This is a genomic window from Pseudomonas fluorescens, from assembly GCF_001307275.1.
Classification (GTDB): Bacteria; Pseudomonadota; Gammaproteobacteria; order Pseudomonadales; family Pseudomonadaceae; genus Aquipseudomonas; species Aquipseudomonas fluorescens_AA.
Map to the genome: position 1 here is coordinate 4606373 of NZ_CP012831.1, position 14045 is coordinate 4620417.

The 14045-nt window shown below is 58.1% G+C and carries 16 protein-coding genes; 13 read left to right on the forward strand and 3 right to left on the reverse strand.

Annotation, left to right across the window (positions count from 1 at the left end; genetic code table 11):
- The first annotated feature begins 696 nt into the window (after positions 1 to 696).
- The 3 genes from AO356_RS31110 to AO356_RS20675 all read left to right on the forward strand — a co-directional run bounded on the left by AO356_RS31110 (position 697) and on the right by AO356_RS20675 (position 2039).
- The gene (locus AO356_RS31110; protein ID WP_237140765.1) at positions 697 to 930 is read left to right on the forward strand and encodes a hypothetical protein; all 234 of its coding nucleotides are present in this window, start codon (positions 697 to 699) and stop codon (positions 928 to 930) included.
- A 257-nt stretch (positions 931 to 1187) separates the two neighbouring features.
- Positions 1188 to 1670 (forward strand): nuclear transport factor 2 family protein, encoded by a 483-nt coding sequence (locus AO356_RS20670; protein ID WP_060741312.1) that lies wholly within the window; start codon positions 1188 to 1190, stop codon positions 1668 to 1670.
- A gap of 141 nt (positions 1671 to 1811) precedes the next feature.
- Positions 1812 to 2039 carry a hypothetical protein gene (locus AO356_RS20675; RefSeq protein WP_060741313.1) on the forward strand — a complete coding sequence of 76 codons (228 nt, stop codon included), beginning with the start codon at positions 1812 to 1814 and terminating at the stop codon, positions 2037 to 2039.
- A gap of 21 nt (positions 2040 to 2060) precedes the next feature.
- Here the strand turns inward: AO356_RS20675 and AO356_RS20680 are convergent, their stop codons facing one another.
- On the reverse strand, positions 2061 to 2993 hold the full coding sequence (locus tag AO356_RS20680; RefSeq protein ID WP_060741314.1) for a helix-turn-helix transcriptional regulator: 933 nt from the start codon (positions 2991 to 2993) through the stop codon (positions 2061 to 2063).
- 564 nt (positions 2994 to 3557) lie between these two features.
- On the opposite strand from AO356_RS20680, the gene AO356_RS20685 reads away from it, so the two are divergent.
- The 8 genes from AO356_RS20685 (at position 3558) to AO356_RS20720 (ending at position 10195) form a co-directional block, all read left to right on the forward strand.
- The gene (locus AO356_RS20685; RefSeq protein WP_060741315.1) at positions 3558 to 4889 is read left to right on the forward strand and encodes an MFS transporter; all 1332 of its coding nucleotides are present in this window, start codon (positions 3558 to 3560) and stop codon (positions 4887 to 4889) included.
- Positions 4890 to 4991: 102 nt separating this feature from the next.
- Positions 4992 to 5690: a fumarylacetoacetate hydrolase family protein gene (locus AO356_RS20690; RefSeq protein ID WP_060741316.1), complete on the forward strand. Its 699-nt coding sequence runs from the start codon at positions 4992 to 4994 to the stop codon at positions 5688 to 5690.
- Positions 5691 to 5711: 21 nt separating this feature from the next.
- Entirely contained in the window at positions 5712 to 6470 is a 759-nt protein-coding gene (locus AO356_RS20695; protein WP_060741317.1) for an SDR family oxidoreductase, read from the forward strand.
- Between the two features lie 95 nt (positions 6471 to 6565).
- Entirely contained in the window at positions 6566 to 7522 is a 957-nt protein-coding gene (locus AO356_RS20700; RefSeq protein WP_060741318.1) for a 2-hydroxyacid dehydrogenase, read from the forward strand.
- 261 nt (positions 7523 to 7783) lie between these two features.
- Complete coding sequence (locus AO356_RS20705) at positions 7784 to 8116, forward strand: type II toxin-antitoxin system HigB family toxin (protein WP_060741319.1); 333 nt, start codon at positions 7784 to 7786, stop codon at positions 8114 to 8116.
- Entirely contained in the window at positions 8113 to 8751 is a 639-nt protein-coding gene (locus tag AO356_RS20710) for a helix-turn-helix domain-containing protein (RefSeq protein ID WP_060741320.1), read from the forward strand. The genes AO356_RS20705 and AO356_RS20710 overlap by 4 nt, the downstream gene beginning before the upstream one ends.
- A 69-nt stretch (positions 8752 to 8820) precedes the next feature.
- Positions 8821 to 9591 carry a class I SAM-dependent methyltransferase gene (locus AO356_RS20715; RefSeq protein WP_060741321.1) on the forward strand — a complete coding sequence of 257 codons (771 nt, stop codon included), beginning with the start codon at positions 8821 to 8823 and terminating at the stop codon, positions 9589 to 9591.
- 61 nt (positions 9592 to 9652) lie between these two features.
- Positions 9653 to 10195, forward strand: coding sequence for a GNAT family N-acetyltransferase (locus tag AO356_RS20720; RefSeq protein ID WP_060741322.1), 543 nt, complete (start codon positions 9653 to 9655; stop codon positions 10193 to 10195).
- Positions 10196 to 10198: 3 nt separating this feature from the next.
- On the opposite strand, the gene AO356_RS20725 is transcribed toward AO356_RS20720, so the two are convergent.
- Positions 10199 to 11254 carry a S1C family serine protease gene (locus AO356_RS20725; protein WP_060741323.1) on the reverse strand — a complete coding sequence of 352 codons (1056 nt, stop codon included), beginning with the start codon at positions 11252 to 11254 and terminating at the stop codon, positions 10199 to 10201.
- A 269-nt stretch (positions 11255 to 11523) separates the two neighbouring features.
- Between AO356_RS20725 and AO356_RS20730 the strand changes: the two genes are divergently transcribed.
- On the forward strand, positions 11524 to 12684 hold the full coding sequence (locus AO356_RS20730) for a PDZ domain-containing protein (RefSeq protein WP_060741324.1): 1161 nt from the start codon (positions 11524 to 11526) through the stop codon (positions 12682 to 12684).
- 81 nt (positions 12685 to 12765) lie between these two features.
- Here the strand turns inward: AO356_RS20730 and AO356_RS20735 are convergent, their stop codons facing one another.
- Positions 12766 to 13107: a hypothetical protein gene (locus AO356_RS20735; protein ID WP_060741325.1), complete on the reverse strand. Its 342-nt coding sequence runs from the start codon at positions 13105 to 13107 to the stop codon at positions 12766 to 12768.
- Between the two features lie 117 nt (positions 13108 to 13224).
- Between AO356_RS20735 and AO356_RS20740 the strand changes: the two genes are divergently transcribed.
- Positions 13225 to 14037 carry a helix-turn-helix domain-containing protein gene (locus AO356_RS20740; protein ID WP_060743162.1) on the forward strand — a complete coding sequence of 271 codons (813 nt, stop codon included), beginning with the start codon at positions 13225 to 13227 and terminating at the stop codon, positions 14035 to 14037.
- The last annotated feature ends 8 nt before the right edge of the window (positions 14038 to 14045 follow it).

A 14045-nucleotide genomic window follows, 5' to 3' on the forward strand; every position in this document is an offset into this window, starting at 1 on the left:
GAGCCTGCGAATCCCTGCGAAGGGTAGGTAGATCTGATATGTTCACGACAGCGCGATTCGTTCGCTTGGTGCAGATCTTCCCAGGGCTCCGGATCACAGGAGCGCAGTCGGAAAAAAGTAATGCGCGAATCCAGACACCGTAGCAACGCTGAACGCTCCGCATTGATTGGTTTCGATGAATTACTTCAGAAAGAAATTTAGAGTGATGGAAAAATACTATTGATTTAACCTGTTGATTTATAATGAATTATTTAAATTAAAGATTGCTTTTCTAAAAGTAATTACCTTTCTTTTACATTACAAGAAAATCACCTTGTATCGAGCCTACGTCCCCCAACGGGACCAGGCTTTGCAGGCAAATCCACGGGGTGAGTTACCAAAGTTACCCACTGCCGACGCTACTCCCCAAAACCGCAATAGTCCGATTACGCAACCGTGCCTCCTGGTGCCGCACAGATTCCATGGGATTGCCATGGGAACGTTTGCGCGCAAACTATCGACCTGAAACCCTTATAAACCGGCCCCTCACTCGCTGAAATTGCCGATCGGGTGCTTTCGAATCTCTCCTTCACCGCCAAATTCGATACACACAAAGCCCCTGGTTTTCCAAGAAAACCAGGGGCTTTGTGGTTTCTGCTGTCTGAAAAATGACGATAGGGGCAATGGCACCCAGGTGATACGCCGTCAGCGCTAAAGGTGCGAATTTCCAGTCTGAGTTTTGGACTGACCGCACAAGCACTGCCGCTTTTCAGCCTGTCCTACTTCATTGGTGTATTCGGGTTTCCCTTTATCACCGGAAAGCTCATCAGCAGCACGGGCGTGAAGGGGATGCTGCTTAGTGTCGGATTGATCGCTCTGTTTGCCTGGGTCTTGAGTGTCAGTCGCTGGCTGGCCGGGCGATTCTGGAAATCAGCCTCTCTTTCGGAATGAAAAAATTTCCCCTGGTGTGCGATAGCTTCCCGGTGTGGGGAGTTTGAGCACAGGTTCAAGAAGGTCGCTAAGACTGAAGGTAGAAAGGCACGGCAAATTGCTTGATGAGCGGCTGCTTGTGCAGCCTCGCCACTGAATAGCATCAGGCAACTTCACAGCAGTATCAGGCAAAGGTTTCTGGGCACATGCCGTTAAGGTTCTCCTGGAAGAGCGTCTTATCAACTGCATTGCTGTGAGAGAACATCATGACCAGATGGATGAATTTCGCTTGGCGCGTCCAGGCTCTTGCACTGTCTTTAATATTTTTTACGAACAACGTCTGGGCTTCGGAAAACACCCAACATGCGAATGCGACTCTGGTCCGCCAGGCGTTCACTAACTGGCAGCAGGGCAAAGGCACGGTGTTCGATCTGCTGGCGCCCAATGCGAAATGGACCGTGGCCGGGACGAGTCCTGTTTCAGGTGTCTATAACAGCAAGGCTGAGCTGGCCCAAGTCGTGCGGCCGATTACCGCGAGACTGGCAACACCGATCGTCCCCTCGGTGCAGAGCATCGTTGCTCAGAATGATGTCGTGGTTGTTCTGTGGGAAGGGACAGCGACGGCGCTTGATCACAAACCCTACAACAACACCTACCTGTGGCACATGACCCTCAAGAATGGTCAGATCATTGAAGTCACAGCCTTTCTGGACACCTACGTGCTGAACGATCTTATCCGGCGCGTAAAACCCCCGCAGTAGTGGCTGGGCTATCTTGTTGGCTGTGAAGCAGTTCGCTTTTCCATAGCGTGCTCTCCAAAAGGTTTACTCGATTCAGAACAAAAACCGGAAATGCGTGGTCTTTGTCAGTACCCCAAGTTCGTCTCTCCCTGAGGTCGCACAATGAGTCTGATCGATTGCCCTGAATGCGCTTCCCGAGTCTCCGACAAGGCCTACGCCTGCCCACATTGCGGCAATCCTTTCCGGGAGCCGAGTTTCCGTCTGACCGAGAAGAACGTGGGGCAGATTGCCGGGGTGACCGGCGTCTGGCTCACCGCGCCGTGGATCGCGCGAATGGTCTTTGGCGTGGTGGCGGTGATTGCGGTGGCGGCGGTGTTGATCCTGCGGTGAGCCGTATTCGCGATTGTCGGCTTATGTATTCAACGGCAACTGCGGACTGTCCGGATTCAACTGCTGGCGCCTGAACTGCCCTGGCGGCTGTCCATGTATCTGGCGAAAACGCCTGGAAAAATAAGCCTCGTCGGCAAACCCGCACAACCTCGCCACTTCGCCCACAGGCCGTGTGCCATTGAGCAAGTAATTGCGCGCCGCATGCATTCGACGTTCGAGCACCAGTTCGGTAAAGGTCTTGCCGATTTCCTTGCGCAGCCAGTGGGTCAGGTAGGTCGGCGACAGGTAGGTCGCCGCCGCCACTTTGATCAGGTTGAGGTCCGGGTCGGCGATGTTCTTGCGCAGGTATTCGGACATTCGGCCCAGCGCATCGCGTCGGCTGACTTCGGCGGCGTTTTCTTCGGCCAAGCGCTTGAGCGGCTCGGCGTACAAGGCGCAGACGCTGCCGATCAGTTGCAGTAACAAGCCCTTGAGCATCTCGCGGGTGCCGAATTGTCGATGCTCGTCCAGTGCGCGCATTTGCGTGATCAACGCGCATACCTTGGCGAAATCGTCGTCGCCGAGAATGAAGTCCAGGTGCTCCTGGAAACGAAACGGCGAGAGTTCCGGCGCCAGCAGAATCGAGACTTCTTCCAGGTCCATCGGGTCGCACTGCAAATGTGGCAACAGGAACGTCTGGGAAAAGTTGATCACCATGAAGTTGCTGTCCGCCGGGTGCGGAATCACATGCACGCGGTGGGGCAGGATGAAGGCCAGGGTGTTGCGTGGAAACGGACGCTCGACGTTGCCAATGTGTTGCACGGTGTCACCACCGAGGTTGATCTGGATCTGGAAGTACTCATGGCGATGCGGGCTGGTTTCGGCGCGCCGGCCCTTTTTGTCGCGGATGTAGAAGTCCGTCAATTCGCTGCGTTGCTGCATGACATAGGTGGGGACTCGGCTCGGTGACGACATCTCCTGGGAATCCTCTGCGGGGCATGGCGGTGACGACGATTGTGACGGTGCATCTGGCCGATTTTCAAGGCGTTATACGATGACGGGGTGCCGAGACTGAATTTTCTGGAGCCCGAGGATGGCGGCTGGTTGTCCAAAACGACAAATTCGTATTTGTGATATTTATCCTTTAAAAACAGTTACTTATTTGTATTTATAAAACGCTTTTAAAAAACTCAGCGATCTTGTTTTTTTGGACAGGTTTCTTGGGCACGGTTTCAACCGGGAAAAATGATCTAACACCTCAGTTGATTTTGAATGGTTGTACGACCACTGTTGGATCACGCAACCCGACCCTCCATCCAAAAACAATCAAAAGGTGCGCACATCATGAGCCTGTTCCTGTTTCACGCTGACCCTCCCGACCGCTCCTGCGACAGATCCTGTTGCAAGGCCTCTCTGAACACCTGACACCGGCTGTTCGCGCCTCTCATTCCTGTAGCGATTGTTCTGCCCCGGCATCGAGGGCATTGATTTCGGCTGCTCGTAAACATTTCGACGCTTCTAACAATAATGAGGTCCACCATGTCGAACTCCCACACCTCCCAAATTGCCAGCGCCCGGGACGCCGTGGTGCCTGAGCGCCTGCCGTCGCGCCGGCGTTGGTTCATGCTGTCGTTGCTGCTGATCGCGACGATCATCAACTACATCGATCGAGTGAATATTTCGATTGCCGCACCCTTCCTTGCCAAGGACCTGGGCCTGGACAAGATCGAAATGGGCCTGATTTTTTCCGCGTTTGCCTGGACCTACGCCATTGCACTGGTACCCGCCGGGTTCATCGCCGATCGCTTCGGTTCCCGGTTCACCTACGGGGTGTCGCTGATCAGTTGGTCGACCGTCACGGTGTGCCAGGGCTTTGCCACGGGCTTCGCTTCGTTGTTCGGTCTGCGCCTGGCCGTCGGTGCGATGGAAGCGCCGGCGTTTCCGGCCAACAGCCGGGCGGTCACGGTGTGGTTCCCGGCGCGCGAGCGGGGTCTCGCCAGCAGTATTTACGTCTGCGGCCAGTACCTGGGCACGGCGCTGTTTACCGGTGCGCTGCTGTGGCTGGCGACTACCTACGACTGGCGCCATGTGTTCTACAGCACCGGTGCGCTCGGCATTGTTTTCGGTGTGGCTTGGCTGTTCCTGTATCGCGACCCGATGAACTGCAAGAAAGTCAGCAAGGAAGAACTCAAGTACATCGAAGCCGGGGGCGGGCTGGTCAAGAGCAGCCAAGAGCGCACCCGGTTCAACTGGCGGCAGATCGCCGAGCTGTTCAGCTATCGGCAGGTCTGGGCGATTTGCATCGGTAAGTTCGCCAGCACCTCGGCGCTGTACTTCTTTCTCACCTGGTTCCCCACGTACCTGATCGAAGAGCGTCAACTGACCATGATCAAGGCCGGGATCTTCGCCGTGCTGCCGTTCGTGGGTGCGACAGTGGGAATCCTGCTCGCCGGGATCGTCTCCGATCTGCTGATACGCCGCGGTTATTCGCTGTCCTTTGCCCGCAAGTTGCCGCTGGTGGTCGGGTCGATGCTGGGCATGTCCATCGTGCTGGTGAATTTCACCGATTCGAACGTGATCTGCATCGCTGTGCTGACGATTGCCTTCTTTGCCCAGGGCATCGCTTCGTCCTCGTGGGCGGCGGTGTCGGAAGTAGCGCCCAAGGAGCTGATCGGGCTGACCGGCGGGATCACCAGCCTGGCGGCCAACATCGGCGGGATTGTCACCCCCATCGTGATTGGCGCGATTGTCCACAAGACCGGCTCATTTGCCTTGGCCTTCTGGTTCATCGGCGGTGTGGCGCTGATTGGCACCTTGTCCTATTCGTTGCTGCTTGGCCGTTTGTATCGCATTGAACTCAAGGCGCGCTGAGCCCGGAAAAAAGCTGTTTTTCTCCAACACGAGGCGGCATTCCTCCAACTTAGCCGGGGATTGCCACCGTACGCTGACGCTTCTATCAGGACTTTTACCAGGATGAACATGCCCGAGTATGTCTTTACCCCGGACTTGCCAGTGACCCTGCCGGTTGTTGGCACCCCACAGCGTTTTCCCGTCGGCCGGGTCTTTTGCGTCGGTCGCAACTACCCTTGGCCCGATACCCAGGGTGAATCCCGAGTCCCCCCCGTGTTTTTCATGAAACCTGCCAGTTGCGTGGTGGAGGCGACCGGCGACGTGACGTTTCCACCGGTGACCGAGGAGTTCGCTCACGAAATCGAATTGGTCGTGGCCATCGGGGAGGGCGGCGACAACATCCCTGAGAGCCAGGCGCTGGCCTATGTGTGGGGCTACGCGGCGGGTTTGGATCTGACCCGGCGTGATGTCCAGCGCCTGGCCAAGCGCAACGGTTTGCCGTGGGAGGGCGCCAAGGTGTTTGACGGCGCCGCGCCGATGACGGCCATCGTGCCGGTGTTGCGGGCGGGGCACCCCGAAGGCGAGTTGTGGCTGAACGTGAACGGTCAAGAGCGCCAGCGCGACAGCCTCGACAGCCAGATCTGGTCGGTCAGTGAAGTGATCGCCCGCATTTCCCAATCGGTAGCGCTGCGGGCTGGCGACCTGATCATGACCGGCAGCCCGGCAGGCGTCGATGTGCTGCAGCCGGGGGATGTCATCACGGCCGGCATCGATGGCATCGGCGAACTGGAAATGCGCGTCGGTCCGCGTTCATCTGACTGAATTCGAGAAGGGAGAATCCACATGTCCAACACATTGAAAGTGGCTCTGGTGACTGGCGCCGGCAGCGGGATTGGCCGCGCGGTGGCCCTGGGCCTGATGGCAGACGGCTACACGCTGGTGCTGGCCGGGCGCCGCCCCGAGCCCTTGCAGACATTGGTCGAGTTGGCGGCCTGCGAGGGGCGCGAAGCCCTGGCGGTGCCCACCGATGTGCGCGATCCGGCCAGTGTCGATGCACTGTTTGCCGCCATCGCCGAGGCCTACGGACGCCTGGACGTCGTGTTCAACAACGCCGGCGTCAATGCGCCTGCCGTGCCGCTGGATGAACTCACGTTCGAGCAGTGGCGAAACGTGATCGACACCAACCTCAACGGCGTTTTCCTGTGCGCCCGTGGTGCCTTCGGCCTGATGCGCCGGCAACAGCCCCAGGGTGGGCGGATCATCAACAACGGTTCGATTTCGGCCCACACCCCGCGGCCATTCAGCAGCGCCTACACCGCCAGTAAACACGCGGTGCTGGGGCTGACCAAATCCCTGGCCCTGGACGGACGCGAATACAACATCGCCTGCAGCCAGATCGACATCGGCAACGCCCTCACCGAAATGTCCGTGCGCATGACCAAGGGCGTGCGTCAGGCCAACGGCAGCATCGCGGTGGAGCCGATGATGGACGTCAAGCATGTGGCCGACGCGGTGCGCTACATCGCAGGCCTGCCGTTGTCGGCCAACGTCTTGAACATGACCGTCATGGCCACGGCCATGCCGTTTGCCGGTCGCGGTTGAGCCTGGGCGCTGTTCATTTTTGAGGGTGTGCATGCGTGGCGAGCACACCTGATTACGCTTGAATCAGTTTTTTCCTATTCCGTTACGAGGTCTACATGAAGCCAGAAGTCTTGCAGCTCAGCCCGATCCTGATCCCTGAAATCAATACCCGGCTCAACGAGCTGTTCACGGTACGGCGCTATTTCGAACAGGCTGACAAACAAGCCTATCTACAAGAACACGGCGCCAACATTCGCGGTGTGATCACTGGTGGGCATACGGGCATCAGCCAGGCGCTCATGGCGCAACTGCCCCAACTGGAAGTGGTGGCGGTCAACGGCGTGGGCACCGATGCGGTGGACCTGGCCTACGCCAGGGATCGTGGAATCCGCGTGACCGCCACCATCGGCGCGCTGACCGAAGATGTCGCCGACCTGGCGATCGGCCTATTGATTGCGGTGTGCCGAGGGCTATGCACCGGTGACCGCTACGTGCGCTCCGGCCAATGGCCCCAGAGCCCGACGCCATTGGCTCCGTTGCCATTGGCCCGGCAAGTGTCCGGCATGCGCATCGGCATCGTCGGCATGGGCCGGGTCGGTCGCGCCGTGGCAACCCGCGCCGCCGCGTTCGGTTGTCCGATCAGCTATACCGATCTGCAACCGATGAGCGACGTGAACCACACCTTCGTCGCCGACCTCAAGCAACTGGCTCGCGACAGCGATGCCTTGATCCTCGCGGCGGCCGCCGACAAGGCTGAAGCCATCATCGATGCCGAGGTGCTGCGCGCCTTGGGCCAGGGCGGTTACCTGATCAACGTGGCCCGCGGCAAACTGGTCAACGAGCCCGACCTGGTGGCGGCGCTGACCGCCGGGGAAATCGCCGGTGCGGCGCTGGATGTGTTTGTCGATGAACCGCACGTGCCCGAGGCGTTGTTTGGCAATGAGCAGGTGGTGCTGCAACCGCACCGGGCGAGTGCGACGTTGCAGACCCGCACGCGGATGGGGGAGATGGTGGTGGCGAGTCTGGTGGACAGTTTTGCTGGGAAGGTGCCGCAGGGGTGTGTGACGGGGTGAGGTGTGGAGCTTCAAGGCGGTTGCGAGATGGTCAAGTTGAGTGAACTTGCTGTGTTGAGGCGCAAGCGGAGCTAAGGTCCCGGGTGGTGTGATGGTCTGGGTTCATGATTTTGTCTCCGGATGTGTAGGTGATCACCCATTTGGCCCAATGCTGCCGGCCAAATCGCCTACTTGCCACAGTATGAGTCCCGCTGCCGCCAACACATCGCAGTTGTTAAAAAACACAACCAGAGTGCCATTGGCTCAAAGACAAGGAAGCCTATGGATATACTCACGCCATCACGTTTTGACGACGCTGCAATTTTGTACCCGAACGACAAGGCTGGACTTGATCGTTGCCTGCGCATTTTGAAGATGGCTCGCCCCAAGGCGTTCGCGGACCTGCAAAAGCTTTTCGGTACGCACGGTGTCGATTTGTTCAAGCCCCGAGCCGCAATGAATTGGGTTGTGATCGACGTAGGCGCAAATAATCTCAGGGTGATAGCGGGGGTCAACTACACCCGGCAGAAGTTCTACGTCAAACACATCTACACGCATGCTGATTACGACGTGGCCAACGCCTGGTATGCAAGAAACAAAGGGGTAAAACGATGAGCGCAGACCGGAACGATTTCCAGACCGTGATCGCAACGCTTGGTGAGTTGCATGCGGTGCTAGAGCGCTTGCGCGGCGAGTTTGTGCATGGCATCGAGACCCACGCCGACTATGAGCGTGCGACTGACTTGCTCGATGAACTCACCGATGGGCGCGAACTGAGCAAGACCGAGGAGAAAATTCTCGTTGAACTCGAGGATGAAATCCTGGCCTACCAGCGCGACTCCGACCAGTTTCGCCAATCGAATGCCGCTTTTGAGGCGACATGCACCCCTGTGCAACTGATCAGGGATTTGATGGAGACGCTCGGACTCACCGGTTCAGAGCTCCCTGAAATAGGTGATAAAACAGCGGTGTCCAAGGTGCTCAGTGGGGATCGGCCCATCAGTCACAAGATGGCGTACGCACTGGCAGAGCGCTTTGCGATGGAGCCGAGTGCTTTCTTGCCGCCAGCCTCGGCAAAGGCGACGCCTATCCAAACCGTTCGCCCTCCCGCCAAGAAAACCTCAGCTCATTACCGCTTTCGTAGCGACCCTTTGACCGCACATTCGGTTAAAGAGGCTCGTACCGGTGCATATAAAGTGGTGGCTTCGAAAGGCCGCAGAAAGACAGTTGAAGATCCTGAAAACGGCTAGGTAATAATTCTTCCCTTCCATCCAGGGGCAGCCCAGCTAATGCAACATTCACAATGAGGATCGTGGCTCATGGCAAACATTCAAAAGGCCGCCCAGATTGGATTCTCATCGCAAGCCCACACCTATGCCAAGGGGCGCCCGAACTACCCAAGTGAACTGAGTGCCTGGCTGGAACAAGAATTGGATCTTCTTCCGGGATCGGCAGTTATCGATCTAGGGGCCGGCACAGGAAAATTCACTCGATTGTTGAAGTCCATGGCGCTCGATGTCATTGCAGTCGAACCGGTTGAGGCCATGCGTGCCGAGTTTGCCCAAAGCCTGCCGGACGTCAGGATTGTGGAGGGGACGGCAGACAGTATCCCGTTCGAATCTGGAATGGCACAAGCAGTGGTGTGTGCCCAAGCCTTCCACTGGTTTGCAAATGAAAAAGCGCTTGCCGAGATTTACCGAGTGCTCAGGGCGAATGGCCGATTGGGCCTGATCTGGAACGTACGTGATGAGTCGGAGGACTGGGTGGCTGCTATCACTGATATCATCACTCCATACGAAGGCGATACTCCGCGTTTTCATACCGGGTCGTGGCAGTTACCCTTCACAGGAAACTATTTTTCGACTCCTGAATTGACCTGCTTTCGATACACACATTCAGGAAGCGCCAGGGAAGTCATCATGGACCGCTTCCTGTCGGTGAGTTTCATCGCCGCCTTGCCTGCCGCCGAAAAGGCCAAGGTGAGTGATCAGTTGCAGCATCTTATCGACACGCATCCCTCCTTGAGGGGGCGTGAAACTATTGATTTCCCTTATCAAACCCAAGCCTACCTGTGTCGCCGTCTGGATTGAGGACAACGCTGGAGTGGGTTGTTTTTCAAGGACACCATGATGTTTGAAAAGGACTTTCATGATGCAAACCATCCCCACATTCCAAACCCGCCGTCTGATCCTCACACCCCTTGAGCTGACGGACGCACCGGTGATTCAACGGTTGTTCCCACACTGGGAAGTGGTCCGTTACCTGGACAGTCGCGTGCCCTGGCCTTACCCGGATGACGGCGCGCTGACATACGTGCGCGACCACGCGCTCCCCGCTGTCGCCGCCGGATGCGAGTGGCACTGGATGATCCGGATTGCCGACGATCCGCCACAGAGCATCGGCAGCATCAGCCTGTACGACCAGCCTGGCAACAACCGGGGTTTCTGGCTGGCGCCGCAATGGCAGGGAAAAGGCTACATGCGCGAAGCGTGCGAGGCGATCAACGCCTATTGGTTTGAAACCCTGGGCCGCCCCGTCATGCAAGTGCCCAAGGCGGTGGGCAACCTGGCTTCACGTAAAGTTTCGGAACATGAAGGCATGCGCATGATTGCGACGCAGCAGGGGGACTTCGTTTGTGGGACGTTGCCTAAGGAAATCTGGGAAATGACGCGGGAAGATTGGCTCGAGAGATAGCCATTATTGACCCGCCAAAGGACGCCACGCGGTGGTCTGCAGATAAGGCCACTGTTTGAGCAGTAGACCGCGGGTTGTTTCTACGCCCTGCAAGGTTTCAGTGCAATTGACCATCGCGGTAAAGCTGCGAGTGGTCAGCATGAAGCTCTCCGACCCTAGCGCCTGGCACTGCTCGCTGGCGCCGATGGGTTGGCAGAACATCGGTTGCATTTTCACATCGTAGCCTTGGGCCCGAGTGAATGCCTGGAACTCCGGCATGGCAAGACGAGCCGGTGTGCCGCTCAGTGCCGGGCCTTGCCAGACGGGAGTGATAAGGCCCCTTGATGGATAGTCGCTCAGCCCCTGGACTTGCCTGGCCTCGAACAGGGCAAAACAGAACGAAGTATTTGTCGTGCTATTGCTCGCTGGCGATGTCACAGGGGCGGCCAGGGGGAGGCTCGGCGTCGGCGCGACGACTGCCGCAGGCGCAGAGGCTACCGAGGGCGCCATGCCCGATGAGTCGCCTACTTCCACCAGCACATCGATGGGAGCCCGATAACGCCACACTTTCAGCGGCGCCGCGAAACCAGGTCGAATACGGCTGGCGACAGCGGTCAGCTCGGCTGGGCTATTGACCGAAGTCCCGGCAATTTGCAAAACGATATCGCCGGCCAACATGCCTGCCTTTTCAGCGCCACTTCCGGGTACGGGTCCCAAGACCAAGACGCCACTGACAGCGGCTAAGCCGAATTGCCGAGCCACCGTCGGTGTAACAGGGGTGATGTGCAGGCCCAAGGACCCCGACTGATTGGACACGGGAACGGGCATTGCCGCCGGCGTCACGGATGTCGGGGCCACCGCAGCCGCGCTGGGCACAGGAGCGCTGCCGGCTGAACAGTCGCGTTGTGTGGCCACCTGTTGGATCACGAGGTTAACGGGGTCGGCGGCCATGTTGGGGTATTGTTCCCAACCCCGTTTGGTTGCCAGGAACGTCTCACAATCCATGGCGTAGTAGGTCGCCGGGTCTCTGACCTTGCGCAGGTATTCCGCTGTTTCGGCTCGCTCGGCGGCGCTGTACATGGGGTTGACGCAAGACGCCAGGAGCGGGGAGAGCACCAGTATTGCGGTAAGGCATTTTGTCGACATGGGCTTCTCTGGGGTCGTGGCGTTCAGGCGGGTCCAGGCAAGGTACTATTTGGCCATCATCCTGTCCAACCTCAAACCAAGCACTTCGTTGCCGTGGTGATTGAGACGGGCGGCATCCGGGCGAACGTGCATTCGATATACAACTTAAAGGCACTTTGCCATGATGCGCCACGATCCATTCGAATCCATCACCGAGAAGCGAAATGTCTGCTCCTGCCTTCAAATCAAGCACCAGGCTCGCCGTTGTACTTTCGCTCACTGCCTTGGCTGGCTGTGCCTCTGATGGCGGTCTCGGTGAGGCGGCGGTAGTCGGTGCGATGCTGCTTCCCATGGGGGGAGTGGACACCAGCGTAATGACCAGTGCCGTAGGCCTGGCGGCCGGCGCCTATGTGGTCTCCTCGGTCGCGACAGCGGACTCTGCCAGCGTCTCTCCCGCAACCTCCACCATTGCCGCGCCCCAAGGCCTGCCGCCCATTGACCTGCAAAAACTGGTGACCCGGGAAACGCCCGACCGGTATCGCTCCAAGTCCTGTGAGTACATCGAAATGTCCCTCAGCGAAGTGCCGATGTACCAGGCGAGCGCCGAGCCGATCATGAAGCAGGTCGCCACGGCTCGAAAAGAAGCGGCCAGCCAGGTATGGCTGGAAAAAGCTTGCCAGCCCGCCAATTTACCTCGTGGCCGGATCGGCGCCAGCATCGACACCATCGATCCGAAGCGGGCCATGGCCCTGTCAGCTCCCCCAGCTGGGGTTGTGGTGTTGTCAACCGTTCCGGGGAGCGGTGCGCAACAGGCCGGGATCTTGCCTCAAGACGTGATCGTGGCAGTGGATAACGGGCTTATCGCCGATTCAATCGATTTCAGGGTGGCCGTTGCAAAAGCGCCAATTGGCTCGCGGGTGAACCTGAAGGTATGGCGAAACAACGCGTTCAGCATCGTGCCGGTTCTGGTCGGGCCCGGCGGAACTCAAGTATCGATGACGCCGACGGTGATGGCGAACGGCGTAGCTGCTGCGGTTCCGGCCGATGCACTGTATTGCACTGCCGTACTGTCCACCCAGCACACTTACGGCGCTAGCGTCAGCCCGGTCAAGTTGATCGCCGGAGCCGCGAGCGACATGCAGCCCTCGCTCAAAAACTACATCGCCAAGGTGAAGCAGGAACAACCTGGCGTTTGGGGGGATTTCAAACTTAACAGCGCTGTTTGTGCGCCGGGTGCGGTGATGTGCATGGCCGAGGCCAAGGGGCCGACCGGCAAGACCCAGAACGCCTTCGAGTTCTGCCACGCGACGCAAGCCAAGGCGGATGCTGAGCTGGCCCAGATGCGCCAGGGCGACCCGAAAGCAGTGATTGTTGATTGGCCTTGAGCTGCAATCGTCTTCTGCGGTTATGATCCAGCGGTTTGAAGTGCTGGCGTGCCTGGAGGCATGCGCATGATGGGGGACGCTTTAAGGAGCTGGGTAATCGGGAATACCTGTCTCCGGCGATTGGCGTCCAAATCCGTTAACGACGATGTACAACAGTGGACCGATTGATACGAAGATGGCCGTGATCAGGAGGTAAGGCAGCAGCGATGTGAGCGACTTGCCTTTAGAACGTGTGTCCCGGTACATCCAGATGCACGCCATGCAAGCGAGCAGATAAAGGTCGATGACGACCTGTGCGGTGTCTGGGCGAGACATGAGCCCGATGCCGAACGCCAGGAGCGATTGATCGGCGAGAAACAAAGTACTCGCTGTGTACACGGAAAAAAGCAGCAGCGTGACAAGTGCGATGTAAGGTTTCTTCACTTTGCCTCCTTGGACAAGTTCATTGATCAGTGGAGATAGGCTAGTGATTTGACCGTCATGGTTTCAATGACCTCAGAGGTCATCGACGCCGCTCACCCGCAATGCCAGAGTCAACGGATGACCAGTCGACCTTTTTCTCGAACGACGCCGCCAACCTCGGCCGGTGCGCAACTGCGTCACTTGCGCCAACAGGCTGGACTGAGTCAGCTGGACTGCGCACTGATCACAGGCATCTCCCAGCGTCACCTTAGTTGCATCGAAACGGGGCGCGCCAAGCCAAGCCCCGGCACTCTGCATAACTTGTTGACTGCCCTGGATGTACCTTTGGAGCGATGCAACGACATCTTCCTGGCCAGTGGTTACGCCCCTCGCTACGAAACGACGCCGCTCACGTCGTCGTCAATGGAAGTGGTACGTGATGCCATTGACCATGTACTTCACGCCAATAACCCCGCTCCGGCGATTGTTCTGAATGCTCAATGGAACATCCTTGCCGCGAATGCCAGCGCGGGTGTCTTGTTCGATCTGGTTGGGCTTGCCAGGGAAGCGGCAGAGGGACTCAACCTCTTGGTGACACTGCTGCAACCCGGCGGCTTGGGCGATCGTTTGAGCAACGCCGAGGAAATAAGAGTAGTGGCCTGGCAACGGGCATCTCGGGAAGCCTTGAACAATCCCGCGCTGGCTGAGATTCTGAAGAGCCTGCCGGCCCCACGCAGCGTTGTGGCGCTGGCGAACGAACTGCCTCCGCTGTTGCTGACACGAGTCGACTCTCCCCAGGGGGAGCTGACGTTCATGTCAACGTTCACAACCTTCGGCATGCCGCTCGACATCACCATGAGTTCATTGCGTATCGAGCATCTGATTCCTGCCGACGCCAAGACCTGGGCGGTCATGACCAAGGCATATGGGCAAGCGCAACACTCACAATGATCAAGGAA

Excerpts from the sequence above, each read along its gene's own strand:
- AO356_RS20710 (WP_060741320.1), top strand. The coding sequence starts at position 8,113 with ATGAGCGCAGACCGGAACGATTTCCAGACCGTGATCGCAACGCTTGGT.
- AO356_RS20695 (WP_060741317.1), top strand. The coding sequence starts at position 5,712 with ATGTCCAACACATTGAAAGTGGCTCTGGTGACTGGCGCCGGCAGCGGG.
- AO356_RS20720 (WP_060741322.1), top strand. The coding sequence starts at position 9,653 with ATGCAAACCATCCCCACATTCCAAACCCGCCGTCTGATCCTCACACCC.
- AO356_RS20680 (WP_060741314.1), bottom strand. The coding sequence starts at position 2,993 with ATGTCGTCACCGAGCCGAGTCCCCACCTATGTCATGCAGCAACGCAGC.
- AO356_RS20715 (WP_060741321.1), top strand. The coding sequence starts at position 8,821 with ATGGCAAACATTCAAAAGGCCGCCCAGATTGGATTCTCATCGCAAGCC.
- AO356_RS20700 (WP_060741318.1), top strand. The coding sequence starts at position 6,566 with ATGAAGCCAGAAGTCTTGCAGCTCAGCCCGATCCTGATCCCTGAAATC.
- AO356_RS20690 (WP_060741316.1), top strand. The coding sequence starts at position 4,992 with ATGAACATGCCCGAGTATGTCTTTACCCCGGACTTGCCAGTGACCCTG.
- AO356_RS20725 (WP_060741323.1), bottom strand. The coding sequence starts at position 11,254 with ATGTACAGCGCCGCCGAGCGAGCCGAAACAGCGGAATACCTGCGCAAG.
- AO356_RS20740 (WP_060743162.1), top strand. The coding sequence starts at position 13,225 with ATGACCAGTCGACCTTTTTCTCGAACGACGCCGCCAACCTCGGCCGGT.
- AO356_RS20730 (WP_060741324.1), top strand. The coding sequence starts at position 11,524 with ATGTCTGCTCCTGCCTTCAAATCAAGCACCAGGCTCGCCGTTGTACTT.
- AO356_RS20705 (WP_060741319.1), top strand. The coding sequence starts at position 7,784 with ATGGATATACTCACGCCATCACGTTTTGACGACGCTGCAATTTTGTAC.
- AO356_RS20675 (WP_060741313.1), top strand. The coding sequence starts at position 1,812 with ATGAGTCTGATCGATTGCCCTGAATGCGCTTCCCGAGTCTCCGACAAG.
- AO356_RS20685 (WP_060741315.1), top strand. The coding sequence starts at position 3,558 with ATGTCGAACTCCCACACCTCCCAAATTGCCAGCGCCCGGGACGCCGTG.
- AO356_RS20670 (WP_060741312.1), top strand. The coding sequence starts at position 1,188 with ATGAATTTCGCTTGGCGCGTCCAGGCTCTTGCACTGTCTTTAATATTT.